At 72.1% G+C, this 23,606-nt stretch carries 20 protein-coding genes; 12 read left to right on the top strand and 8 right to left on the bottom strand.

Annotation, left to right across the window (positions count from 1 at the left end):
* Positions 1-2: 2 nt before the first annotated feature.
* The 3 genes from QOZ86_RS02725 (at position 3) to QOZ86_RS02735 (ending at position 2,248) form a co-directional block, all read left to right on the top strand.
* Positions 3-1,091, top strand: coding sequence for an ornithine cyclodeaminase family protein (locus QOZ86_RS02725; protein ID WP_284490413.1), 1,089 nt, complete (start codon positions 3-5; stop codon positions 1,089-1,091).
* A gap of 63 nt (positions 1,092-1,154) precedes the next feature.
* Positions 1,155-1,721 (top strand): chromate transporter, encoded by a 567-nt coding sequence (locus QOZ86_RS02730; RefSeq protein ID WP_284490414.1) that lies wholly within the window; start codon positions 1,155-1,157, stop codon positions 1,719-1,721.
* Entirely contained in the window at positions 1,718-2,248 is a 531-nt protein-coding gene (locus QOZ86_RS02735; protein WP_284490415.1) for a chromate transporter, read from the top strand. Before QOZ86_RS02730 ends, QOZ86_RS02735 begins: the two co-directional genes overlap by 4 nt.
* A gap of 44 nt (positions 2,249-2,292) precedes the next feature.
* On the opposite strand, the gene QOZ86_RS02740 is transcribed toward QOZ86_RS02735, so the two are convergent.
* On the bottom strand, positions 2,293-3,261 hold the full coding sequence (locus tag QOZ86_RS02740; protein WP_284490416.1) for a LysR family transcriptional regulator: 969 nt from the start codon (positions 3,259-3,261) through the stop codon (positions 2,293-2,295).
* A 66-nt stretch (positions 3,262-3,327) separates the two neighbouring features.
* On the opposite strand from QOZ86_RS02740, the gene QOZ86_RS02745 reads away from it, so the two are divergent.
* Complete coding sequence (locus tag QOZ86_RS02745) at positions 3,328-4,338, top strand: YeiH family protein (RefSeq protein ID WP_284490417.1); 1,011 nt, start codon at positions 3,328-3,330, stop codon at positions 4,336-4,338.
* A gap of 26 nt (positions 4,339-4,364) precedes the next feature.
* Here QOZ86_RS02745 and QOZ86_RS02750 read toward each other — a convergent pair whose 3' ends face one another.
* The gene (locus QOZ86_RS02750; RefSeq protein WP_284490418.1) at positions 4,365-5,594 is read right to left on the bottom strand and encodes an MFS transporter; all 1,230 of its coding nucleotides are present in this window, start codon (positions 5,592-5,594) and stop codon (positions 4,365-4,367) included.
* Positions 5,595-5,786: 192 nt separating this feature from the next.
* Between QOZ86_RS02750 and QOZ86_RS02755 the strand changes: the two genes are divergently transcribed.
* From QOZ86_RS02755 to QOZ86_RS21115, 8 genes are all read left to right on the top strand, one after another.
* Positions 5,787-6,629 carry an NAD(P)-dependent oxidoreductase gene (locus QOZ86_RS02755; protein WP_284490419.1) on the top strand — a complete coding sequence of 281 codons (843 nt, stop codon included), beginning with the start codon at positions 5,787-5,789 and terminating at the stop codon, positions 6,627-6,629.
* A 158-nt stretch (positions 6,630-6,787) separates the two neighbouring features.
* Positions 6,788-7,924: an ABC transporter substrate-binding protein gene (locus QOZ86_RS02760; RefSeq protein ID WP_284490420.1), complete on the top strand. Its 1,137-nt coding sequence runs from the start codon at positions 6,788-6,790 to the stop codon at positions 7,922-7,924.
* Between the two features lie 61 nt (positions 7,925-7,985).
* On the top strand, positions 7,986-9,113 hold the full coding sequence (locus QOZ86_RS02765) for an ABC transporter substrate-binding protein (protein WP_284490421.1): 1,128 nt from the start codon (positions 7,986-7,988) through the stop codon (positions 9,111-9,113).
* 9 nt (positions 9,114-9,122) lie between these two features.
* Positions 9,123-10,886: an ABC transporter permease gene (locus tag QOZ86_RS02770; protein WP_284490422.1), complete on the top strand. Its 1,764-nt coding sequence runs from the start codon at positions 9,123-9,125 to the stop codon at positions 10,884-10,886.
* 84 nt (positions 10,887-10,970) lie between these two features.
* On the top strand, positions 10,971-12,113 hold the full coding sequence (locus QOZ86_RS02775; RefSeq protein ID WP_284490423.1) for an ABC transporter ATP-binding protein: 1,143 nt from the start codon (positions 10,971-10,973) through the stop codon (positions 12,111-12,113).
* Complete coding sequence (locus QOZ86_RS02780; RefSeq protein ID WP_284490424.1) at positions 12,114-13,406, top strand: MFS transporter; 1,293 nt, start codon at positions 12,114-12,116, stop codon at positions 13,404-13,406.
* A gap of 68 nt (positions 13,407-13,474) precedes the next feature.
* Positions 13,475-14,611, top strand: a complete 1,137-nt coding sequence (locus QOZ86_RS02785; RefSeq protein ID WP_284490425.1) for an ABC transporter substrate-binding protein — start codon at positions 13,475-13,477, stop codon at positions 14,609-14,611.
* 8 nt (positions 14,612-14,619) lie between these two features.
* Positions 14,620-15,411 carry an aldo/keto reductase gene (locus QOZ86_RS21115; protein ID WP_431521198.1) on the top strand — a complete coding sequence of 264 codons (792 nt, stop codon included), beginning with the start codon at positions 14,620-14,622 and terminating at the stop codon, positions 15,409-15,411.
* A 207-nt stretch (positions 15,412-15,618) separates the two neighbouring features.
* Here the strand turns inward: QOZ86_RS21115 and QOZ86_RS02790 are convergent, their stop codons facing one another.
* From QOZ86_RS02790 to QOZ86_RS02815, 6 genes are all read right to left on the bottom strand, one after another.
* On the bottom strand, positions 15,619-17,445 hold the full coding sequence (locus QOZ86_RS02790; protein WP_284490426.1) for a thiamine pyrophosphate-binding protein: 1,827 nt from the start codon (positions 17,443-17,445) through the stop codon (positions 15,619-15,621).
* On the bottom strand, positions 17,442-18,101 hold the full coding sequence (locus QOZ86_RS02795; RefSeq protein ID WP_284490427.1) for an isochorismatase family protein: 660 nt from the start codon (positions 18,099-18,101) through the stop codon (positions 17,442-17,444). Before QOZ86_RS02795 ends, QOZ86_RS02790 begins: the two co-directional genes overlap by 4 nt.
* A gap of 72 nt (positions 18,102-18,173) precedes the next feature.
* Positions 18,174-19,622 (bottom strand): aldehyde dehydrogenase family protein, encoded by a 1,449-nt coding sequence (locus tag QOZ86_RS02800; protein WP_284490428.1) that lies wholly within the window; start codon positions 19,620-19,622, stop codon positions 18,174-18,176.
* Entirely contained in the window at positions 19,619-21,388 is a 1,770-nt protein-coding gene (locus QOZ86_RS02805; protein WP_284490429.1) for a thiamine pyrophosphate-binding protein, read from the bottom strand. Before QOZ86_RS02805 ends, QOZ86_RS02800 begins: the two co-directional genes overlap by 4 nt.
* Positions 21,385-22,296: an AAA family ATPase gene (locus tag QOZ86_RS02810; RefSeq protein WP_284490430.1), complete on the bottom strand. Its 912-nt coding sequence runs from the start codon at positions 22,294-22,296 to the stop codon at positions 21,385-21,387. The genes QOZ86_RS02805 and QOZ86_RS02810 overlap by 4 nt, the downstream gene beginning before the upstream one ends.
* Positions 22,297-22,300: 4 nt before the next feature.
* Entirely contained in the window at positions 22,301-23,374 is a 1,074-nt protein-coding gene (locus QOZ86_RS02815; RefSeq protein ID WP_284490431.1) for a cupin domain-containing protein, read from the bottom strand.
* Positions 23,375-23,606 lie beyond the last annotated feature (232 nt).

The raw sequence follows: 23,606 nt of genomic DNA on the forward strand, positions 1-23,606 counted from the left end.
GCATGCGACTGCTGACCAACGCCGACGTCGCTTCGGTGCTCACCATGGCGGAGGGCATCTCAGCGCTGCGCACCGGTTACGACGACCTCGCGCGCGGCGACGCCGCCTACGTCCCGCGCATCGACCTGTACGCACCGACCGGGCGGGAGGACGACTACTACCAGTGGGGCTCGATGGCCGGCACCTGCCGGTCCTACGGCGTCGTGGCCGTGCGCATCAAGTCCGACGTGACGTCGTGGCCGGCCGGGCGGACGAGCGAGAAGTACTGCGTCGAGCCGGGCACGTACTCCGGGATCATCCTGCTGTACAGCATCGCCAACGGTGAGCCGCTGGCACTGCTCCAGGACGGGTACCTGCAGCACGTCCGCGTGGGTGCCGCAGCCGGCATCGGCGTCGACCTCATGGCCCGCGAGGACGCCGACACGCTCGGCCTCATCGGCTCGGGCGGGATGGCGCAGACGTACCTGGAGGCGATCGCCGAGGTTCGACCTCTGCGCCGGGTCCGGGTCTACAGCACCACGCCGGCCAACCGGGAGAGGTTCGCGGCCGCGGCCCGCGAGGAGCTGGGGCTGGACGTGGCGGCCGTCGGCTCGGCGCGGGAGGCGGTGGAGGGGGCAGGAATCGTGGCGACGGCCACCGACTCCATGACGGCCACGTTCGACCCGGCCTGGCTCTCGCCCGGCACCCACGTCACCTGCGTGACCCGCCGGGAGCTCTCGCACGAGCTGATCGACCGGGCCGACCGGACGCTGCAGCTGGGGATCAACACCATCCCGCACGGCACGCCGGTGCCCGGGATGGAGTGGAAGGCCGGCGGGATCGCCTCCTACGTCGCCGGCCAGCCGCACGAGCGGGCGCGGATCCCCGCCAGCAGGGGCGCCCAGACGGGGGTGTTCCCCACGCTGGCCGACGTCCACCAGGGCCGGGCCCAGGGGCGGACGAACGACGACGAGATCACGCTCTTCGTCACCACCGGGACGCAAGGGCTGCAGTTCGCCGCCGTCGGCGGCCGGGTGTGGCAGCTCGCGCGGGAGCGTGGCCTGGGGCATCCCTTCCCGACCGAGTGGTTCCTGCAGGACATCCGTGACTGAGTCCACACGGGACTGGGCGCTCGAGGCCCGGCCGGACCCGGTCGTGGCCGTGGTGCGGCCGGCGTGACCGGTTTCCGCCGGCACCTGGGCGTGTTCGGCACGTTCCTCAAGGTCGGCGCCACGACCTTCGGCGGGATGTGGGCAGCCACCGACAAACTGGAGCGCGACCTCGTCGACCGCACCGGCTGGCTGCCCAAGGAGGAGCTGCGGGCCTCTTTCGTGCTCGCCACGCTGATCCCGGCGCCGCGATTCCTCGGCCTCGGCGGGCTGGTCGGGTTCCGCGTGGGCGGCTGGCTCGGGTCGTTCCTGGGGGCGCTCGGCCTGATCCTGCCGGCCTCCCTGCTGGTCCTGGCCGGGGCGGTGCTCGTCGGCCCCGAGCTGCTGGCCGGCCCCCTGGAGCCGATGACCCGGGCGGTCAGCATCGCGATCGTCGGCATCCTGTTCGGCAACGCCTACCGGCAGGTCCGCGGCGAGAAAGGCAGCCGGCGGCACCGGCAGATCGGTACCGCCCTGAGCGTGGCGATCTTCGCATCGGTCGTGCTCGGCGTGCCGTTGGTGGTCTCGGCGGTGGTCGGCTTCGTCGTCGGCGCGCTCCTGCTGCGCCCGGAGCCGAAGGAGGGCGACCGGTGACGGACGACGTCGGTGTGGTCGAGATCTTCCTGCTCATGCTGTTCTCGGCCCTGTTCTCCTTCGGTGGCGGCAGCGGCCAGATCCCGCTCATCCAGGGGCGCTGGGTCGAGACCGGGAAGCTGCCGCCCGAGCTGTTCTCCTTCTCGCTGGCGATCACCTACCTGGCCCCGGGCCCGCGTGCAGGCTTCCTCGCCGGCGTCGGGTACTACCTCGCCGGCCTGCCGGGAGCGGGTGCGGCCATGCTCGGCATCCTCGTGCCGACCGTGCTCGGGGCCGGAGCGGTCAATGCGGCGCTCGGCCGGATGCAGCGGATCCTGCGCCGGCTCAAGCCGTCGTCCGGATTCGTCATCGCCGGGCTCATCGCCGCGGCGGCCTGGGGCACCGCCCGGCCGTTGGACCTGCTGCCGGTGGAGATGCTGGCCGTGGCCGCGGTCGCCGTGGCGGTCGCCTGGCGGGACGTCGAACCGCTCAAGCTCGTGCTGGCGGCGCTGTCCCTCGGCCTCCTCTGGTCGCTCGTGGCGGGATGACCGCCGCGGCCGCGAGGCGCGGCCGTTTCCCCGGAAGGAACCCGCTACGGGGAATCCGGGAACGGCGGCCGCCCGAGGGGTCGCTGCCCATCCGGCTCGATCAGGTCGCCCCCGTCCGGACGGTCCTCGGCGAGCAGATCCAGGAGCCGCCGGGCCGGCGCCGCGAGCGGTCGCCCTCGGCGCCAGATCGCCCGCAGTGGCCGGCGCAGGTCCACACCGGCCAGAGGCACCTCGACCAGGGAGCCCCTCGACAGTTCCGTCTCGACCGCCAGAGCGGAGAGGACGGCGGGTGCGAGACCGGACAGCACGGCACTCTTGACCGCTGTGGTGGATGCGGCCTCCAGCGCGGGGGGCGCCAGCGGCCCCGCGTCGTCCAGCGCCAGCGCGAGGGTCTCGCGGGTGCCGGAGCCGCTCTCCCGCACCACGAGGCTGGTCCGTGCCAGCTCTCCGGGTGACAGTGGCTGGTCCAACCGGCTCCAGGGATGGTCCGGAGGAACGACCAGCGTCAGCCGGTCGGTGGCCACGGTCCGCCAGGACAGCTCTTCCGGCAGCGCGCCGAGGGTCTCGACGAAGCCCAGATCGGCCTCGTCGCGGCGCACCGCCTGCACGGTCGTCGCGGAGTTGCCCATGGCGAGGCCGATTCCCAAGGTCGGGTAGGTACGGCGCAGCTCCACGAGCCACCTCGGCAGGAGGAACTCCGCCGTCGTCAGACTGGCGACCAACCGCAGGGGCGCCGAGTTCCCCTCCCGGAGCGCCTCGGCACCGGAGGTGAGCCGGTCCCGGGCGATCAGCACCGATCGTGCCCATCCCACGACGAGGGCACCATGGGCGGTCAGCTCCGAGCCTGTCCGATGCCGGTCCAGGAGGGTGAGCCCCAGGGCCGACTCCAGACCGCGCAGGCGCTGGCTCGCGGCCGGTTGGCTGATGCCCAGCTGCCGGGCACCCAGGCCGAGACTGCCGGTCTCGGCGACGGCGACCAGCAGCTCCAGCTCCCCCAGCGTGGCGCCGGTCATAACCGCCGCTTGGCGGTGAGTGGCGGAGGCGATGGGCGGTTCGGCCGCCCATCGCAGACTGCCTTCATGACCGGACGAGCCGTAGCGGAGGGGCGGGCGCTCTCCTCGGCGCGTCCACTCCTGCCTGGGCTGGCCGTGGTCGCCGCAGCCGTCGTCGCCGCCATGTCGGTCACGGCCCTGCTTCCCACGGTGAGTTCGCTGCTCGTGGCCGTCGCCCTGGGTGCCATCATCGCCAACTGCGGTGCCCTCCGTGCCGGGATGCGTCCGGGTCTGGCATTCACGCAGCGTCGGGTGCTGCGATTCGGCATCGTCCTCCTGGGGCTGCAGCTGGCGGTCGGGGACATCATCGGTCTCGGCGCCTCAGGCATCGGCATCGTGGTGATCACCGTGGTGCTCACGTTTCTCGGCAGCCTCCTCCTGGGCCGGCTGCTCGACGTCGGCAGGGATCTGTCGGTCCTGGTGGCCAGCGGTTTCTCGATCTGCGGTGCGGCCGCTGTCGCGGCCGTGCAGGGGGTCACCGACTCCGACGAGGAGGACGTCGCTCTGGCCGTGGCGCTCGTGACCGTCTACGGCACCCTTGCCATGGTGGCGTTCCCGGCGCTCGGCATCGCGCTGCGCCTCTCCACCGAGGAGTACGGCGCCTGGGCGGGTGCCGCCGTGCACGAGGTGGCCCAGGTGGTGGTCGCCGGGTCCGCCGTTGGGTCCACCGCCCTGGCGGTGGCCGTCGTGGTCAAGCTGAGCCGGGTGGCGCTGCTGGCGCCACTGGTCCTGGGGCTGGGGCTGTTCCGGCGCTGCCGCGCAGCCCCGAACGCCGGCAGGCCTCCGCTGGTACCGCTGTTCGTCGTCGGCTTCCTGCTCTCGGCCGGTCTCCGCAGCACGGGGCTCGTGCCGGACGCCGCGCTGGACGTCGCCGCCACCGTGCAGCGTCTGGCGCTCACGGCCGCCCTGTTCGCCCTCGGCACCGGCGTACGGCTCACCGTCCTGCTCGGAACGGGCCGGCGCGCGATGCTGCTGGGCGCCGGATCGACCCTGCTCGCGGGCGGGACCGCCCTGATCGCCGTGCTGGTCCTGCTGTGACGCGGCACCCTCCGCTCCCGGGCTGATCAGGTCGGGGTCGTGCGGGTTCCCGGTTCGACCACGGCCGGAGGACCGGCCACCTCGGCCCGTCGGCGCAGGCGCCGGAGCGTGGGCAGCAGGGCGAGGGCCGCGGCGGCGGGTGCCAGGCCGCTGAGGAGGAGCCCCACCCGGGAGCCGAACTCCTCGCAGACCCACCCGAGCAGCGGCCCTCCGATCGGCGTGCTGCCGAGGAAGACGGTCGCGTGCAGGGCGATCACCCGGCCCTGCATCGAGGCGTCCACGCTCAGCTGCAGCAGCACCCGGGCGAGGGTGTTGAAGCTGATGTTCGTGATGCCCAGCCCCACGAGCAGCGCCAGGGCGACGACGAGCCCGGGGGCTCCGGCCAGGAGCACGCTCACGACGGAGAAGCCCCCCGCCCACAACAGGAGCGACCAGGAGCTGATCCGCTCCCGGCCGGCGTTCGCGAGGGCGCCGATGACCGCTCCGGCCCCCATCGCCGACGTGAGCCACCCGTAGGTCGCCGCGCCACCGCCCAGGGCGTCCCGGGCGAACAGCGGCAGGACCACCCGGAAGTTCTGGCCGAAGAGGGCGATGACGGCCACGAGCAGCATGCAGGCCCGCAGGTCGGGGCGGTGCCACACGTAGCGCAGGCTCTCCATCGCCTGGCCCCGCCGGCGGGGGACGGGCGCACTGCGGCGGAGGCGGTGGGCGTCGACGCGCCACAGGCTGAGCAGTACTCCCACGAACGAAGCGGCGTTGACGGCGAAGGCCAGTCCGCTGCCTGCCGAGGCGATCAGGATCCCCGCCGCGGCGGGACCGAGCAGGCGACCCAGGTTGTGGATCGTGGAGTTGAGCGACTGCGCGTTGACGTAGTCCTCCGGGCCGACCATCTCGGTGACGAAGGCCTGTCGCGCCGGTACGTCGAGCACCGTGACCAGACCCAGGCCCAGAGCCAGCCCGAAGACCATCCACAGCTGAACCGTCCCGGTGAGGGTGAGCGCCGCCAGGACCGCGGCGAGGACGGCGCTGGCCGCCTGGGTGCCCATGATGGTGCGGCGCCGGTCCAGCCGGTCGACGAGCACGCCACCCCACACCCCGAACAGCAGGGTCGGCACCGCCTGGAGAGCGGCGGCCACTCCGACGGCGACCGCGGAGTCGGACAGCTCCAGCACGAGCCAGTCCTGTGCCACCCGCTGCATCCAGGTGCCGATGACGCTGACTGCGTGGCCGGCGAAGAAGGTGCGGTAGTTCGGCACCTTCAGGGACCGGAACGTGCGCCGGCCCCAGGAGCGGAACCGGCCGGTGCCGTCGGTTCCCGGCGGGCGTCGCCGGCTGGACGAGGGACACCGCACGATCGGGCCCCCCTCTTGACGCCTGGTCTGAAGGTATTACCTTAAGCGCAATGTGACGGTGCACACGCTGCCGCCCCGCTCGAAGGAGATCTCATCGTGGCTGATCCCGCGCTCGTCGCCGTCATCGGGCTGGGCGCGATGGGCGCTCCCGTCGTGCGGCACCTCCTCGGCCGCGGCGTGCCGGTGCAGGTCCACGACGTCGACCCCGCCGCCGTCGAGCGAGCCGTCGAACTCGGGGCGCGCCCGGTCGCCGCACTCGAGGACGTGGCGCGGGGGGCGGGCCTCGTGGCGATCTTCGTCCCCACCGACGACGACGTGCGCAGCGTCTGCCTCGGCGAGGGCGGGCTACTGGCCGGCTGTGCGGAAGGAGCGGTGGTGCTCCTGTGCTCCTCGGTGCGACCCGAGACCTGCCAGGCGGTCGCCGAAGCCGCGCCCTCCGGGGTGGCCGTCCTCGACGCCGCCCTGACGGGTGGGGTGCGCGGAGCCGAGGCCGGCGAGATCAACCTCCTCGTCGGGGGTGACGCCGACGTGCTCGCCCGGATCGGGTCGTTGCTGGAGCCGTGGACGAAGGCGGTGCACCACCTCGGTCCCCTCGGCGCCGGCCAGGTCGGGAAGACCGCCAACAACCTGGTGCACTGGGCGCAGATCTCCGCGATCACCGAGGCCCTGGAGCTGGCGCGGCGCGGTGGGGTGTCGGTGCCGGTCCTGCGGGCCGCTCTGCAGGACGGTCCGACCGACTCCCGCACGCTGCGGGAGCTGGAGCAGATGCGCCTGACCTGGCACGCCAAGGACCTCGCCAACACCGCCGACCTGGCCGCGCGGGTCGGCATGGACATCCCCGTCGCGGAGACCGCCCGGGAGGTCATGGCCGCGACGACGGTCAGCGACGTCGCCCGCCTGCTCGCGGACGGGCCGTTGCGCGCACCGGAGGCGGTGTAACGGTCCCATAACGGCCTGGTCGAATGGTTAGACCATGTCGACTTCGGTGTGTTGACTGCATCACACCCCGCACGAGAGGGACCCGGGCCGCGCCCGGGACGGCACAGGAACTACCCCCGTTCACGGGCCCACGGGCCCCGTCCTCGATGGAGAGGCACATGCGGAACCGCACCCTGGTCCCCCTGGTCAGCCTGACTGCAGTGGCATTGGTGACATCGGCGTGCGGCGGTCCGCCGACCGCCGCCCCCGAAGCCGGCGGGAACGACCGGGAGTCCTCCGCCGAGGCCACCGCCGCGGTCGAGACCTACGACCGGATCAACGGCCTGTCCGGCCAGGAGCGGACGGACGAGCTGGTCGCCTGCGCCGAGGAGGAAGGCGAGCTCAACGTCTACACCTCCAACACCGACATGGACGACCTCGTCGACGCGTTCCAGGATCTCTACGACATCGACGTCAGCGTCTACCGTGCGGGCTCCGAATCGGTCCTGCAGCGGATCCTGCAGGAGGACAAGGCCGGCTACTACGGCGCCGACGTCTTCGAGACCAACGCGCTCGAGCTCGGCGTGGCCGAGCAGGAGGGGCTGCTGTACCCCTACAAGAGCGAGCTGCGCGACTCCGTGCAGGAGGAGGGCCGGGAGGCCGAGGGCTGGACCGCGACCCGGTTCAACGCCTTCGTCGTCGGCTGGAACACCGACCTCGTCCCCCCGGGGCAGGAGCCCACGTCCTTCGAGGAGCTCGCCGAGCCGCAGTGGAAGGGCCGGGTCTCGATGGAGCTCGGCGACGTCGACTGGTTCGCGGCGCTGCACGACTACTACGTCGACGAGCAGGGCTGGACCGAGGACGAGTACATCGACATGATGACCCGCCTCGCCTCGAACTCGCAGGTCGCCAAGGGGCACACGACGCAGGGCGAGCTGCTCTCGGCCGGCCAGTTCGACGTGGCGGTGTCCTCCTACAGCCACACCATCGACAAGGCCGCCGCCGGCGGCGCCCCGGTGGCCTGGCGCCCGGCCAACGGCGAACCGGTGCAGCCGATCGTGGTCCGCCCCAACGGCATCGGGCTGGTAAAGACCGCGACCAACCCCTGCGCGGCCACGCTCTTCGTCGACTTCGAGCTGACCGGCGGCCAGGAGGTCTTCGCCGAGAAGTTCCGCATCGGCTCCATCGAGGGCACGGAGAACCCGCTCACCGAGCTGGACCGCTTCCCTGTCCCCGAGGAGAAGCTGCTCGAGGACCCCGACACCTGGAACAAGGCGTACGAGGACGTCGTGGCCAACGGCCAGGCGCTCGAGTGATCGCCCGATCCACTGCCCGACCGTCATCCCTCCTGAACTGCCCGAGAAAGTGAGCACATCCATGCGGAAGCCCCGCACCCTGGCCCGTACCGCTCTGGCCGCCGGCGCCGTCATGGTCCTGGCCGCCTGTGGCGGCAACCCGACCGCGTCACCGGCCGCCGGCGACGCGGTCGGCACCGAGGCCTCCGGCCCGACCGAGGCCGAGCAGCTCTACGAGGAGATCGCCGGGCTGTCCGGCCAGGAACGTCGTGACCGCCTGGTCGAGCTCGCCGCCGAGGAGAACGGCCTCAATCTCTACACGTCGATGAACGCCGACATGGTCGACGCCGTCACCGAGGCCTTCGAGGACGAGTTCGACATCGAGCCGAGCGTCTACCGCGCCGGGTCGGAGACGGTCCTGCAGCGCGTCCTGCAGGAGCAGGACGCCGGCTTTCCGGGCAACGACGTGGTCGAGACCAACGCCACCGAGCTCATGGCCCTCCAGCAGGAGGACGTGATGGCACAGTGCGCCTCGCCGGAGCGGATCCAGGAGGTGCCCGAGGCCGGCCAGTACGAGGACTGGGTCGCGACCCGGTTCAACCTGTTCGCCCCGAGCTGGAACACCGACATCATCTCCGACCCGCCGGAGGTGTGGGAGGACCTGGCCGACCCGAAGTACGACGGTCAGCTCGCCCTCGAGCTCGGCGACTACGACTGGTACATGGCCCTGACCAACTACTGGCTCGACCAGGGCAAGACCCAGGAGGAGGTCGACCAGCTCTGGGCCGACATCGTCGACGGCGCCAAGGTGGTCAAGGGCCACACGGTCATGGCCGAGCTGATGAGCGCCGGCCAGTACGGCCTCGCCTCGTCGAACTACACCTACATCGTCGAGGCAGCCAAGGCCGCCGGTGCCCCGCTGGAGACCCAGCCCTACGTCAACCCGATCATCGCCCGCCCCAACGGCGGCAGCTGCATGAAGACCGCGGAGAACCCCGCGACGGCCATGCTGTTCATGGACTGGCTGCTCACGGAGGGCCAGGAGGTCCTCGCCGCCGCGGAGGCGACCCCGTCGACCGCCGAGGTCGAGGCGGAGCTCATCGCGGTCGACGGCCAGAAGCTGCTCGACGAGGGCTCCGAGTGGAGCCAGCGCTACGACGCCGGCGAGCCGGGCCGTCCTCTACCCGCACCACCACAGACGAAGGAGTGATCCCCCGGGATGACCGCCAACCTGGCCGATCCGGCGGTGACGCCGGAGGAGCTGCGCCGGCCTGACGACGACACGCCGGAGCCCCGAGCGGCCCGGTGGCGCTGGCCGCTGACGCCCAAGATGTTCATCGTCGCCGGTGTGGCCGCAGCGATCGGCTACCTGGCGCTGGTGCCGCTGGGCTACCTCATCTGGGGCACCTTCTTCGACGCACAGGGCCTCGACCTCGGCAGTTTCCAGCGCGCCTACGGCGATGGCCGGATGGGGGAGCTGTGGGGCAACTCCCTCGCCTTCGCCGGCGGTGCGGCGCTGCTGTCGATCACCGTGGGCACGACCCTTGCCTACCTGAACGTGCGGACGGCGGTGCCGTTCAAGGCCCTCTTCTTCGCCGCGTCGATCGTGCCGCTGATCGTCCCGGGCATCCTCTACACGGTCTCGTGGATCTTCCTGGCCAGCCCGCAGATCGGACTCCTCAACGCCTTCCTGGAGCCCATCTTCGGTGCGGCCCCGTTCAACATCTTCACCATCTGGGGGATGATCTGGGTCGAGGGCCTGCACTCCTCGCCGATCGTCTTCCTGCTGATGGTGGCGGCGTTCCGGTCGATGGACCCCTCGCTCGAGGAGTCCGCACTGATGTCCGGCGCCTCCCGGATGCAGACCCTGCGCAAGGTGACCCTCCCGCTGGTGCGGCCGGCCCTGCTGTCCTCGATCCTGGTCATCCTGATCACCAGCCTCGAGTCCTTCGAGGTGCCGGCGCTGCTCGGGCTGCAGAACGGCATCTACGTCTTCACCAGCCGCATCTACTTCGTGCTCCGGAGCTACCCGCAGGACCTCGGCGCGGCCGGCGCCCTCGCGGTGAGCCTCCTCGCCGTCGCCGTCATCGGTGTCGCCGTCACCCGGCTGCTGGCCGGTAAGGGCAGCAAGACCTACCAGACGGTCACCGGCAAGGGCTTCCGCCCGCGGCCGCTGGACCTGGGCAAGTGGAAGCCGGTCGTCGGCGTCGGCATCCTGTTCTACTTCTTCGTCACCGTGGTGGGGCCGCTGCTGGTCCTCCTCTACGCCGCCCTGCTGCCCTTCTACCAGGCGCCGTCGTGGGAGGCGTTCGCCTCCTTCACCTTCGACAACTTCGCCCAGGTCTTCGAGATGAACTCCGCGGCACGGGCCCTGAAGAACAGCCTGATCCTGGGCCTGAGCTCCGCGGCGATCGTGATGAGCCTGATGGCGGTCGCGGCCTGGATCTCGGTCCGGTCCACCATCCCGGGGCGCGGCATCGTCGAGCAGCTGAGCTTCGTGCCGCTGGTCATCCCCGGCATCGTGCTGGGCCTGTCCATCTCCTTCGTCTACCTGCGCTTCCCGCTGCCGATCTACGGGACGATCCTGATCCTGCTGATCGCCTACTGCACCAAGTACATGCCGTACGGCATGCGCTACGCCTCGACGTCGATGACCCAGATCTCCGCGGAGCTCGAGGAGTCGGCGATGGTCAGCGGCGCCAGCTGGTGGACGACGTTCCGCCGGGTCCTGCTGCCGCTGCTCTCCCCGGGCATCACGGCCGGGTTCATCTACATCCTCGTGGTGAGCTTCCGCGAGCTGTCCAGCTCGATCCTGCTGTACAGCCCCGGCAACGAGGTGCTCTCCATCCTCATCTGGGAGCAGTTCGAGAACGGGTCCTTCAACGTCCTGGCCGCCATCGGCGTGCTCATGGTGCTGGCCCTGATGTTCATGGTCACGGTCGCCTACAAGCTGGGCGCCAAGGTGGGCCTCCGTGAGGACTGACCCGACCGCCGGCATCCCTGCCGGGCCCGCGAACCGCCCATTCCCCCCGCACGTGCTCCGAGTCGGAAAGGAATCCTGACCCCCATGCTCAGGATCGACAACCTCGTCAAGTCCTTCGGTGGCGAGAAGTCCCGAGGCAAGAAGAACGCCGCGAGCAACGCCGCGGTCTTCGCCGTCAACAACGTCACCTTCGAGGTCAAGGAGGGGGAGCTGTTCACCCTGCTGGGCCCCTCGGGCTGCGGGAAGACCACCACGCTGCGGTCGATCGCCGGGCTGGAGAAGCCGGACAGCGGCACCATCGCCGTCGGTGACCGGGTCATGTTCTCCTCCAGCGGCAACGGCCGCACGGTGAACATGCCGGCCAACAAGCGGGGCCTGGGCATGGTCTTCCAGTCCTACGCCATCTGGCCGCACATGACCGTGTTCGACAACGTCGCCTTCCCGCTGCAGGTGCGCCAGCGCTCCGAGCGACCGTCGAAGAAGGTGATCGCCGAGAAGGTCGAGCGCGTCCTCGCGACCATGCAGCTGTCCGAGCAGTCCGGCCGGCAGGCGACCAAGCTCTCGGGTGGCCAGCAGCAGCGTCTCGCGCTCGCCCGGGCGCTGGTGATCGAGCCGCCGCTGCTGCTGCTCGACGAGCCGCTGTCGAACCTGGACGCCAAGCTGCGGGAGTCGCTGCGCTACGAGCTCAAGCGGCTGCAGCGCGAGCTGGGGATCACCTCGGTCTACGTGACCCACGACCAGGTGGAGGCACTCGCCCTCTCCACCCAGATCGCCGTCATGGAGCGTGGCGGGGTCGTCCAGCTCGGCAAGCCGCGCGACATCTACGAGCAGCCGGCCAACAAGTTCGTCGCCGAGTTCATCGGCACCTCGAACTTCATCCCCGGCACGGTGGCTTCCCAGCGGGCCGGCCGGCACTGCGTCGAGACCTCCAACGGCATCCTCTACCTCGAGTCGGCATCCCAGCTGCCGGTCGGTTCGGAGGTCGTCGTCTCGATCCGCCCGGAGGCCGTCGAGCTCTCCACCACGAGCCGGGGCGAGCAGGCCGCCAACGAGTGGCAGGGCAAGGTCGTCACCCGCGCCTTCCTGGGCGACGCCGTCGACCACGTCGTCGCCGTCGGCGAGCACGAGGTCCGTGCCCGGGTGAACCCCTCGGTGTCCATCGAGTCGGGCACCCCGGTGTACCTGCAGCTGGACCCGTCGAAGATCTCGCTGGTCCCGGTGAACTGAGTGCCCCGCCCGGCGGTCTTCAGCAACCGCGACTTCAACCTCTACTGGGCGGGGGTGGTCCTCAGCCAGATCGGCACCCGCGGCACCGTTGCGGCGAACTACTTCCACGTCTACGCGCTGACCGACTCGATCGCCTATACCGGGCTGGTCGGCGCAGGGCAGGCGATCGCGCTGCTGCTGCTCAGCCCGCTGGGCGGGGCACTGGCCGACCGGTACGACCGCCGGCGGCTGCTGCAGGGGGCGCAGGCGGTGGCGCTGGTCGTCGCGCTGGCGCTGACCGTGGTGACCCTGTCCGGGGCGGTGGAGGCCTGGCACGTCATCGTGAGCGTGCTGTTCACCACGGCGGCGGCGACGTTCGACCAGCCGGCCCGGCAGGCGCTCATCCCGGCACTGGTGGGGCGCAAGCACATCGGCGAGGCGATCGCGCTGCTCAACCCCTCCCGCGAGGTGGCGGTCCTGGTCGGCCCGCTGCTGGCCGGGCTGCTCATCGCGGTGGGCGGCCCCGGCCTGATGTACCTGGTCGACGTCGTCACCTATGCCGTGCTGGTCGTGGTGCTCGCCTTCATCAGGACTCCACGGCTGGTGAGCGACAAGGCCCCGCCGACGTCGATCTTCGGCAGCATCGCGGAGGGGGCCCGCTACGTCGTCCGCCGGCCGCTGATCACCAGCCTCATGGGGCTGGACCTGTCGGCCACCGTGCTCTCGGCCTACCGGGTCCTGCTGCCGGCGATCGCCACCGACGTGCTCGCGGTGGGCGCGACCGGCTACGGGGTGCTCTCCAGCGCTCCCTCGGCGGGCGCGCTGCTGGCCACCTACACGATCTTCCGGGTGGTGCGGGACTCACGTCGGCAGGGCCGGATCCTGCTGACCGCGACGTTCCTCTACGGCATCGCGGCGATCGGCCTGGCACAGGCACCGGTGATCTGGCTGGCCGTCGGCGCGGCGCTGCTGGTCGGCGCCTTCGACGCGATGGCCACGACGATCCGGCACGCGGCGGTCCAGATCGACACCCCCGACGAGATCCGGGGGCGGGTCACCGCGTTCTACCAGATGTCGTCCCGCGGTGGCCCGGCGATCGGTGACGTGGTCATGGGTGCCTTCGCCGGGGTGGTCGGCCCCGTCGTGGCGCTCACCGTCGGCGGCGTCGGCCCGATGCTGGTGGCCCTGGGCTTCTGGTCGCGGCCCAACGTCGTCCGGAACTACGAGGGCGTCGTCGAGGAGGAGTCGCCGGTGGAGCCGGTGGCGCCGCCCGATGCGCGGCCGCTGGCCGGCGAGACCCGCAAGCCCACCTGACACCCCCCCCGAATCAGCGGGGCCCGGCTGCCGAACGGCGCCGCTCTCATCGAACATCGGAGAACCAGATGTCGTTCCGACTCCGCCCCCCGCTCGCCGCGCTGACCGCGGTCGGCCTGCTGACCGCCTGCGGCGGCTCTCCCACCTCCACCGGCGGCAGCGGAGGTGGGGAGGGGCGTGAGGACTCCGACGCCGCGGCCGCGGCCGCGGAGGTGTACGACACGTTCAACGGCATGTCCGGCCAGGAGCGCACCGACGAACTCGTGGCCTGCGCGGAGGAGGAGGGCGAGCTCAACGTCTACACCTCGAACTCCGACATGGACGCCCTCGTCGAGGGCTTCACCGATCTGTACGACATCGACGTGAGCGTCTACCGCGCCAGCGGCGAGACCGTCCTCCAGCGCCTGCTGCAGGAGGACGGCGCCGGCTACTACGGCGCCGACGTGTTCGAGGTCGACTCCATCGAGCTCGATGCGGCGGAACAGGAGGGGCTGCTCTACCCGTACGAGAGCGAGCTGCGCGATTCGGTGCGCGAGGAGGGCAAGCCGTCGGAGAACTGGACGGGTACCCGGTTCAACGCCTTCGTCGTCGGCTGGAACACCGACAACGTCAAGCCGGGCGAGGAGCCCACCACGCTCGAGGAGCTCGCCGAGCCCGAGTGGAAGGGCCGGGTCTCCATGGAGCTCGGCGACGTGGACTGGTTCACCGCCATGCACGACTACTACGTCGAGGAGCAGGGGATGAGCGAGGAGGAGTACACCGACCTCATGACCCGGTTGGCCTCGAACTCGCAGGTGGTCAAGGGCCACACCGTCCAGGGCGAGCTGCTCGCGGCCGGCCAGTTCGACGTCGGCGTCTCGATGTACAGCCACACGGTGGACAAGGCCGCCGCCGACGGCGCCCCGGTCGCGTGGCAGCCGGCCGACGGTTCGCCGGTCGAGCCGATCATCCTGCGTCCGAACGGCATCGGCCTGCTGAAGACCGCCACCAACCCGTGCGCCGCGACGCTGTTCGTGGACTACGAGCTGAGCGAGGGGCAGGACCTCGTCCGCGAGGCGAACCGGATCAGCTCCATCGCCGGCGCCGAAGACCCGCTGGAGGGGTTCGAGGTCTACCCGGTGCCCCTGGACAAGCTGCTCGAGGAGCCGGCGAGCTGGGACAAGGCGTACGAGGACGTCGTCGCGAACGGCCAGGCCATCGAGTGACGTCGGCGGTGCGTCGGCCGGGGCCCGTCGCACCGTGGACCCGGGCCGTACCGCACGGCCGCGCTCGCACACCGACGAGGGAGGTTCGCCCCACCGAATGCCGACGCTTCGGCCGCCCGGGTCTGCAGGTCAGCGCCTGCGGCCCCGGCGGCGGTGGGGAGAGCCGGCTCGGGCTGCGGAAGGGCCCGACCGAGGACGAGGCGATCGACCTTGTCCGGCGAGCGGTCGACCTCCGCACCACCTACTTCGACACGGCACCCAACTACGGCACCGAGGGTGTCATCGGGCGCGCCCTCGAGGGATGCCGCCACGAGGCGGTCGTCTCCTCCAAGACCGTGGCACGCCGGCCGGACGGGTCGATGGTCGACGCGGCCGGTGGTGACCTTCGAGCGGGGGATCGGCGTCGAGATCATGGCTTCGGCGCGCAGCTACTTCAGCCGGGCCCGAGCAGCTGGCTGCGGAGATCGCGCGGCTGGCCGACGACGGTGTGGTGGACCGTGGCGAGGTCGACCTCGGGAGCCCGCTCGGTTTCCTGCTCGACGAGGTGGACGTGGCCTCCCTCACGAGGCGTCCTACCGGTTCGCCGCCCACGAGCCGGTGCTCTCCGGCCGGACCTTCGGCGAGGACTGAGGATCCCGGCCGTCCGGTCGGGGTTCTCCGCAGGAGTTCCCCACCGGTGGTGGACGGGTGCCGGCGACGGGCCGGCGCCGCCCCGTCCCCTGCCCAGGCGGACGATCATGCTGCCGGCCCGTCAGTCGTCGCGCCGGGACTCCTCCCCGTCGGGCCACATCAGGCGGTAGCCCTCGCCGGGCAGGATGATCACGTGGGCCCACCGCTGAACCGCTTCGGGGAGTCGCGCGCCGTGCCGAAAGGGATTCCACGTCGTCGTAGAGGTCCAGCGCGGGTGGCAGGTTCGACGTCGCCACGAAACGTGCCGGCTCGGTCCGGATGGCCCCGGCCCGGCCCCGCCCTGCGCTCGCGAAGGTGGGGAGGGCGGGGTCCTTCTCCTACTTGGGCTGGCAGATGACGTCGACGAGCGCCGGCGTGCCCGTCGCGAGCACGTGCTCGGCCGCCCGGCGAACGGCGTCCTGGATCTGGTCGGGATCCTCGATCGGCCCTTCCGCCCACCAGCCGAACGACCGGGCCAGCGCGGCGAAGTCCGGCGCCGGGGTGTCGATCGCCATGCCGATGTGCGCGCGGGCGACCGGGGTCCCGCGCTGGCGGGCCAGCCGCTCCTGGTGCTCCCAGTCGTTGTAGTACGCGCGGTTGTTGAACATGACCACCAGCAGGGGCAGCTCGTAGCGGCTGGCCACCCACAGGGCACCCGCGTCGAACATCAGGTCGCCGTCGGGCTGCAGGTCGACGACGAGCTTGCCCGAGCCCTTGTGGGCCAGCGCCACACCCAGGGAGATGCCGATCTGGGTGGCGGTGCCCAGCTGCTTGCCGGGGTGCCGGTAGGGCTGGTCGAAGTCCCACGTGCGCAGCGCCCACTCGGCGGCGGTGCCGGCGGTGAGCACCCAGTCGTGCTCCTTCACGACCTCCCACACGTCCGAGGCAAGGCGGGAGGTCGCGACCGGCACCTCGTCCCGCTTGGCGTCGGCCTTGGCGCGCCAGCCGGCCCAGACCTCGTCGTGCCGGCCGGCCAGGTCGTCCCGCCAGGCCTGGCGCTCCGCCGCTCGGACGTCGTCGTCGCCGGCCACGACCGCCCGGCACTCCTCCAGCAGGAGCGGCAGGGCGATCGCGGTGTCGGCGGTGACCGACAGGTCCGTGGGCAGCAGCTCGGCGTAGTCCTCGCTCCATGACGAGATGCCGACGTCGTTGAACCCGATGTCCAGAACTGTGGTGCCGGGCGCCAGCTTGGAGGAGATGGTGCGGGTGGTCGACTCGAGCTTCTGGGTCGGCTTGCCCATGTCCTTGACGTCGACGAACAGCACGCAGTCGGCGTCCTCGAGCACTGCACTGCCCGTGACGTTGAGCGGGTGCCGGTTCGGGAAGTTCAGCCGCCAGTGCGTCTCCACCACGCCGATGCCGACGGTCTCGGCCAGCTCGACCAGCGTGAAGAAGCTCTGCGGGTCGCGGCCGGCGTAGGACGGCACGAGCACCGGACGACGGGCGGCGCAGAGCTTCTCGGCCAGCTGCCGGAGCGCGGTGGGCTCGGGCGCCAGGGGCGAGGGGACGGCGGCGAGGCGGGGCAGGTCGGAGAGGTCGACCGGCGCGTCCAGGGGCGTCTCCTGCAGGCCGGCGTCCAGCGCGACGTAGACCGGGCCGCGAGGCTCCTCCATGGCGATCCGGTAGGCACGGGCCAGCACCGTCTGCACCGAGGCCAGGCTGCGCGGCTCGTGGTCCCACTTCGTGTAGGCGCGCACCGCTTCGCCCTGCACGTTCGCCGCGTGGATCCAGTCGATGTTGGGCCGGCGGCGGTCGTGCTCGGCCGGCCCGGACCCGCCCAGCACGATGACCGGGGTCCGGTCGATGTAGCTGTAGTAGACGCCCATCGTGCCCTGCAGCAGGCCCACGAGGTCGTGCAGGATCACGCCCATCGGCCGGCCGGTGGCCTTCGCGTAGCCGTGCGCCAGGGCGACGGCGATCTTCTCGTGCGGGACCTCGATCATCTCGATCGCGTCGCCGCCGTAGTTGACCAGCGAGTCGTGCAGCCCGCGGAACGACGACCCCGGGTTGAGCGCGACGTAGCGCAGGTCCAGGCCGCGCAGGACGTCGACCATGACGTCGGAGCCCCACTCCGGCTTGTCGTAGGGGGCCATGTTGTCGCCGCGCTCGTGGTGCTTCTCGTACGACGCGGGGTGCTTGCCGCTGGCGTCGGGCTTGTCGGTCATGCGGGAGCTCCTGTCCGGGACGGGTGGCGGTCGAGTGCGGTGAGGATTTCGTCGGTGCTGCGGACCCGCGCGGTGCGCGGGAACACCTCCTGGGCGAAGAAGGTCCGCTGCTCCTCTCGGCCGGTCAGGCCCTCGGGGACGATGAACACCTGGAGGTCGAGGTCGCGTGCCGCGTAGGCCGTGGACGCGACACCGACGTGCGTGGAGCCGCCGACCAGGATGAGCGTGTCCGCGCCGCGCGAGCGCATGGTCGGGTGGAGGCAGGTGCCGTGCAGCGCCGACCAGCGGTGCTTCGGGACGTCGAGGTCCTCGGGCTGCTGCCCCAGCTCGGCCAGCGTGCGGTAGCCCGGGTCGCCCTGGCCGTGGGGCGGCCGGGTCGGCCGCGGGTGGTCGGGCCCGAAGACCCGGTGCTTGCCGTCCATGTCGGTCAGCGCGCGGGCGAAGTCCAGGCCGTCGGCCCGGTGATCGGCCCGCGCCCAGGCGACGACGACGCCCCGGGCGCGGCACTCGTCGGCCAGCCGGCGCACGTGCGGGATGGCCCCGGCCGATTCGGCGCCCTCGCGGTAGTTCTCGAGCATGTCGAAGGCGCACAGGAACGTGCGGGCGGGATCGAGCACCTCCTCGCCGCGGAACAGTGTCGGGTCGGACGCGCTCATGGGGTTCCTCTCATCGTGGGGCTGTTCGGACGTGCACCACTGCGGTGGCGTCGCCGCCTGGGCCGGCAGGGTTCACAGCAGCGTCACGGTGACGGCCTTCTCCCGCGTGTAGGACACCAGCTCCTCCGGCCCGTTCTCCTGGCCCAGCCCGCTGCGCTTCCAGCCGCCGAAGGGCATGCCGGTGGGCCGGCGTCCGGTGCCGTTGACGTACACGTAGCCGGCCTCGACGGCGGCGGCGGTGCGCACCGCGGTGCTCACGTCGTTGGTCCAGATGTTGGCGGTGAGCCCCAGCGGCAGCGCGTTGGCCCGCCGGACGACGTCGTCGACGTCGCGCCACCCGAGCACCGCCATGACCGGGCCGAAGATCTCCTCCCGGACGACGGTCATCCCGTCCTCGAGGTCGGTGAGGACGGTCGGCCGCAGGTAGAACCCGCGGTCGAGCCCGGCGGGACGGTCGCCCCCGTAGGAAACCGTGGCCCCCTCCCGGCGTGCCGTGTCCACGAAGCCGGTGACCCGCTCGTAGTGGGCGCGGAAGGACAACGGGCCGACCTCGGTCTCCTCGTCGTGCGGATCGCCGATCCGCAGCTCGTCGAGGCGGCGGTGGAGGGCGTCGAGGAACGGGCCGCGCACGTCGTCGTGCACGAACAGCCGCGTGCCCGAGCCGCAGGACTGCCCGGTCGAGCGGGCGATGTTCATCCCCGCCACCGCGGCCCGCGCGGCCCGGTCGGGGTCGACGTCCGGGAAGACCAGCACCGGGTTCTTGCCGCCCAGCTCCAGGGACACGTGCTTGATCTCGTCGGCCGCGGCGTGCAGGACCGCGCGGCCCGTCGGCACCGAGCCGGTGAACGCGATCCGGGGGACGTCGGGGTGCGCGACCAGCCGGTTGCCGACCACGTCCCCGGCGCCGGTGACCACGTTGAGCACGCCCGGTGGGAGGACGGCGGCGGCGATGCGGCCCAGCTCCAGCGCCGAGAGCGAGGTCTGCTCGCCGGGCTTCAGTACGACCGCGTTGCCGGCGGCCAGCGGCGCGGCGCACTTGCCCGCGGCGAACTTCAGCGGGTGGTTGTACGGGACGATCCGGCCGACGACCCCGTAGGGCTGGCGCAGGGTGTAGGAGAGGGAGCCGGCGTCCGGCGGCGCCGTGCTGCCGCGGGTCTGCGAGGCGATCCCCGCGAAGAACTCCAGCTCCTTGACGGCACCGTCCACGTCGGCCCGCATGGCCGTGATGGGCGAGCCACCGTCGCTGGTGTCCAGGCGGGCGAGCAGCTCGCGCTCCTCGCGGAGGGCGCCGGCCAGTTCCCGGATGAACTCGGCCCGCTTCGCCCAGCCCAGCGCCGCCCATGCGGGCGCGGCCTCCGCCGCGGCGGCCACCGCGGCGTCGACGTCGGCGGCCGTGCCCGCCGGGAAGGTACCGATGACCTCCTCGGTGGCCGGGTTCTCGGCCTCCAGGACGGCGCCGTCGGCGGCGTCGCGCCACTGGCCGCCGACCATCATGCGGCGGTGGACGGCCGGCCCGGTCATCGCGGCGCCGTCCGGGCGTGCACGACGGCGACCGCACCGCCGAGGGCGGCGTCCCGGCCGCGGGCCAGCGCGTCGGCCAGGTCCGCGGGGTCCTCGACCGGGCCCTCGGCCCAGCAGCCGTAGGAGCGGGCGAGGCCGGCGATGTCGACGGCGGGGTCGCTGATGCGCATGCCGATCCAACTGTTCTGCTCGGGACGGCCACGGTGCCGGGCCACCTCGGCCTGGTGCGGCTCGTCGTTGTAGAAGCTCGAGTTGTCGTTGACCACCAGGAGCGCGGGGATGCGGTAGTGCACGGCGGTCCACAGCGCGGAGGAGGCCATCAGCAGGTCTCCGTCGCCGACGATGCCCACGCCCAGCTGGCCGCGGTCCCGTGCGGCGAGCGCACCGCCGACCAGCGCGCCGGGCCCGTATCCGACGCCGCCGCCACCGGAGTGGCCGAGGTAACTGCCGGCGCCCGGCAGCTCCCACACGCCGTCGGGCCAGGTACGGGTGTTGCGCAGGCACAGCAGGTGGTCGATGTCGCGCACCGCGGCCCACGTCTCGGCCACCAGCCGGGCGGGGGAGATCGGCCGGTCGTCCCACCGGCGGCGCAGCTCGTCGGCCTGCTTCTCCCGCAACGCGCGCCCGCGCGCGACCACAGCACTGCGACGGTTGCCGACGGCCGCGTCGTCGAGCCGGTCGCGCAGGGCCGCCACCAGCTGCGCCACGCCGGTGAGCGGGTCGGCGAGCAGCTGGACGTCGCGTGCCAGCGGGGTGCCGAACGCGTTGGTCCACGAGGGCTGGGCGAGGTCGCCGTGCGAGAGGTCGACGACCAGCGGCCCCGCCCGGCGCTCGCCGGCGTCGGCACCGCGCGGTCCGCGGTGCCGGGTGCTCAGCAGGGCGTCCAGGTCGACGACGTCGATGGCGAGCACCACGTCGGCGTCGGCCAGCAGCTGCGCGTCGCCGGTGCAGTTCTGCGGGTGCCGGGTCGGCAGGACGACGACGTTGCGGTCGTCCCGGTAGGCGGCGCCGAGCAGCTCCACCAGCTCGCCGACGGCGGCGGTGGCCCGCGGGTCCAGCCCGACCCGGCCGGCGACGACCACCGGGTAGCGCGCGTCGGCCAGCACCTCGACGGCCCGCTCCACCGACGCCGGGTGGGCGGCCATGGGTGGCGCGGGTGCGTGCCGCGCGAGGTCGGGAAGCGGGACCGGCCGGTCGAGCGCGGCTTCCTGGACCCCGGCGTCCAGGCTGACGTAGGCGGGGCCCTGGGGAGCCGACATCGCCCGCTGCCGCGCCCGCGCGACATCGCTGACGAAGGCGGCCGGCGTCATCGGCTCGGCGTCCCAGACGGTGTAGTCCCGCACCAGCTGCGCCTGCGTGGTCGCCGAGTGGATCCAGTCGATCGGCCGCCGCTGCGCCGGATCGGCCGGGCCGCTGCCGCCGAGCAGCAGCAGCGGCGTCCGGTCGCAGAAGGCGTCGTAGACGGCCATCGAGGCGTGCTGCAGGCCGACCAGGTCGTGCACCGCGGCCACGCCGAGCCGGCCGGTGGCCTTGGCCCAGCTGTGCGCGAGGGAGACCGCCACCTCCTCGTGCAGGCACAGCAGCAGCTGCGGGTCGCGGTTGCCGCCGTGGTTGACCAGCGAGTCGTGCAGCCCCCGGAACGACGACCCCGGGTTGAGCGGCACGTACGGGACGTCCAGGGCGGCCAGGAGGTCCACGACCAGGTCGCTGCCCCAGGCTGCGGCGGGACGCTCGGCGGGCAGCCCGGCCGGCTGCTCCACCGTCACTGCGGGCGAGCCGGGAGCTCGGCGTCGACCGCTGCCCGCAGGTCCGCGGCGGTCAACAGTCCGGGGTCGAGCGCGACGTCGGGGCGCGAACCCATGGCCGAGAGCACCAGCTTGCGCACCCGCCGTCCGTCGAGCCCGGTGCAGCGGTCGGCGAGCTCGCTGATCAGCGCCTCGTCGGAGGCCACCCCGAGCAGGCCGGGGAAGACCGTGGCGGCCTCGGCCAGGGCCTCCCGCAGGATCCGCTCGACCGTCGGGCGGTCCGGCAGGCCGAGGCGCAGGACGAGGTCGGCCCGGTCCAGGAACGCTTCGTCGACGGCGGCCGCGAAGTTCGTCGTCCCGAGGACGAGCACCTGCGGGCAGGACCTGCGGAGCAGATCCAGCCCGGACAGCAGCGCGTCGGTCGCCCGGTGCACGTCCACCGGGTTGGTCTCGAAGCTCGCGGTGCTGCGCCGGACGGCGAGCGCCTCGATCTCGTCGACCAGCACGATGGTGTGCGGACGGCGGGCCGCCAGTTCCGGCAGCGTGTCGGAGAACAGCCGCCCGACCGCCCGCGGGCCCTCCCCGAGCATGTCGCTGGGGAAGGCGTGCGGATCGATCTCCACGAACGTCGTCGCCCCTCGCGGCGCCAGGGCCAGCGCGACCTTCTGCGCGAGGCCCTGGCACAGCGTCGTCTTACCGGTGCCGGGCGGGCCGGAGAGCAGGATGAGCCCGTGCGGGGCGCCGTTGAGCTGCCCCAGCGCCCGTCCGTGCCGCAGGATCAGCAGCCCGGTGCCGAGCAGCCGCTCCTTCAACCCCGGTGGCGTGATGATGCTGTCCCAGGGCCCCTCGTGGTGGTCGGCCGGCAGCGTGTGCACCCCCACGATGCCCGGGGGGTAGTTCGCTGCCGGCCGGACCGAGCTCAGCGCCATCCCCTCACGGCCAGGTCGGGCGCTCGAGCGGCGGCCACTCGATCGTGGTCACGTCACCGGCCTGGGCGTCGCGGATGTGGTTCGGCGGCTCCTCGAAGAGCACCAGCGGGTCGCAGAGGACGCGCATGGTCTCCAGCAGGCTGTCGAACATGTGGATGCGGACGACCTTCGCGGTGTTGTCCGGATCGTCGTTGAAGTGCTGGTGCCACAGGAAGTGGTCGACCACGATCAGGTCGCCCTTCTTCCACTCGTGGTTCTCCCCGCCCTCGGGCTCGGTGCCCAGGTAGGAGTGGCCCCGGCCCTCCAACACGTACAGCCAGGCCTCGCCCGGGTGCCGGTGCATCGACTGGCGCCGGCCGGGCCCGATCTCGAACATCGCCATGGTGATGCCGGAGGCCTGGTAGCCGATGGCCTTGTCCAGCAGGAACGTCGTGCGGGTACCGCGGGGGCTGTTGAGCAGCTCCAGGGAGTCCCAGTCGGTGTGCAGCCGGCCGGTGCGCCGCTCGTCCTGCTGACGGGCCACGCGGCGCAGCCGGCGGGCGTAGGGGTCGTCGCCCTGGGGGCCGTCGGACACCGGTGGCCGGGGCGGGAGGGTGGCGAACTCGGCGTGACCGGCGTCTTCCAGGACGGACATGCCCATCGTCTCGAGCATCGGCTCGCTGGAGAACGTCAGGTAGCGGAGCGGTGCCGCGGCCCCACCGTCGACGCCGGTGCGGTGCCAGGCCCAGGAGGGGAGGTGGACCGAGTCACCGGGGGCGACGTCGATGCGCTCGCCGTCGATCTCGAACCAGCCGCGCCCGCCGACGACGAGGACCATCGCGTCCCACGAGTGCCGATGGACCGTGGTGGTGACGCCCGGGTCGATCTCGTGCACCAGCGCGTCCATCGTCCGCGTCTGCCGGTCGCCGTCGGCACCGACGTAGACGCCGACGCGCGAGCCGCGGGCGGTCTCCACGAGCTCCGCGTCCTCGACCGCGACGACGGTGCGCCAGTTGGCCCGCCAGTCCTCGACGAACTGCGCGCGGCGCTTCTTCTGCACGTAGTAGTGGCTGACAGCTGTCGTCGTCTTGGTGCTCATCGCGGGCATCGACCTCTGGAGTAACGGACAGACCATTAGTCCGCTGATCCTGTCAAAGCCGCGTCCGCGTGTGCAAGACCACAGCGTGATCAAACCCACCGCCCCTCGTGCCGCAATGCGCACGAGGTCACATCCGGAGGCGCATTTCCGCAGGCCAGCGAGGGGTTCAATGGAGGGGTGGCCCCATCCGGGTCGACGAAGACGGGAGGCCGATCGCACCACCGTGCGGTCG

Source organism: Blastococcus capsensis (genome assembly GCF_030165005.1).
Lineage (GTDB): Bacteria > Actinomycetota > Actinomycetes > Mycobacteriales > Geodermatophilaceae > Blastococcus > Blastococcus capsensis.

Coding starts and splice junctions, on each gene's coding strand:
- QOZ86_RS02725 (WP_284490413.1), top strand. CDS start 3: ATGCGACTGCTGACCAACGCCGACGTCGCTTCGGTGCTCACCATGGCG.
- QOZ86_RS02740 (WP_284490416.1), bottom strand. CDS start 3,261: ATGACCGGCGCCACGCTGGGGGAGCTGGAGCTGCTGGTCGCCGTCGCC.
- QOZ86_RS02745 (WP_284490417.1), top strand. CDS start 3,328: ATGACCGGACGAGCCGTAGCGGAGGGGCGGGCGCTCTCCTCGGCGCGT.
- QOZ86_RS02760 (WP_284490420.1), top strand. CDS start 6,788: ATGCGGAACCGCACCCTGGTCCCCCTGGTCAGCCTGACTGCAGTGGCA.
- QOZ86_RS02765 (WP_284490421.1), top strand. CDS start 7,986: ATGCGGAAGCCCCGCACCCTGGCCCGTACCGCTCTGGCCGCCGGCGCC.
- QOZ86_RS02770 (WP_284490422.1), top strand. CDS start 9,123: ATGACCGCCAACCTGGCCGATCCGGCGGTGACGCCGGAGGAGCTGCGC.
- QOZ86_RS02775 (WP_284490423.1), top strand. CDS start 10,971: ATGCTCAGGATCGACAACCTCGTCAAGTCCTTCGGTGGCGAGAAGTCC.
- QOZ86_RS02785 (WP_284490425.1), top strand. CDS start 13,475: ATGTCGTTCCGACTCCGCCCCCCGCTCGCCGCGCTGACCGCGGTCGGC.
- QOZ86_RS02790 (WP_284490426.1), bottom strand. CDS start 17,445: ATGACCGACAAGCCCGACGCCAGCGGCAAGCACCCCGCGTCGTACGAG.
- QOZ86_RS02795 (WP_284490427.1), bottom strand. CDS start 18,101: ATGAGCGCGTCCGACCCGACACTGTTCCGCGGCGAGGAGGTGCTCGAT.
- QOZ86_RS02800 (WP_284490428.1), bottom strand. CDS start 19,622: ATGACCGGGCCGGCCGTCCACCGCCGCATGATGGTCGGCGGCCAGTGG.
- QOZ86_RS02810 (WP_284490430.1), bottom strand. CDS start 22,296: ATGGCGCTGAGCTCGGTCCGGCCGGCAGCGAACTACCCCCCGGGCATC.
- QOZ86_RS02815 (WP_284490431.1), bottom strand. CDS start 23,374: ATGAGCACCAAGACGACGACAGCTGTCAGCCACTACTACGTGCAGAAG.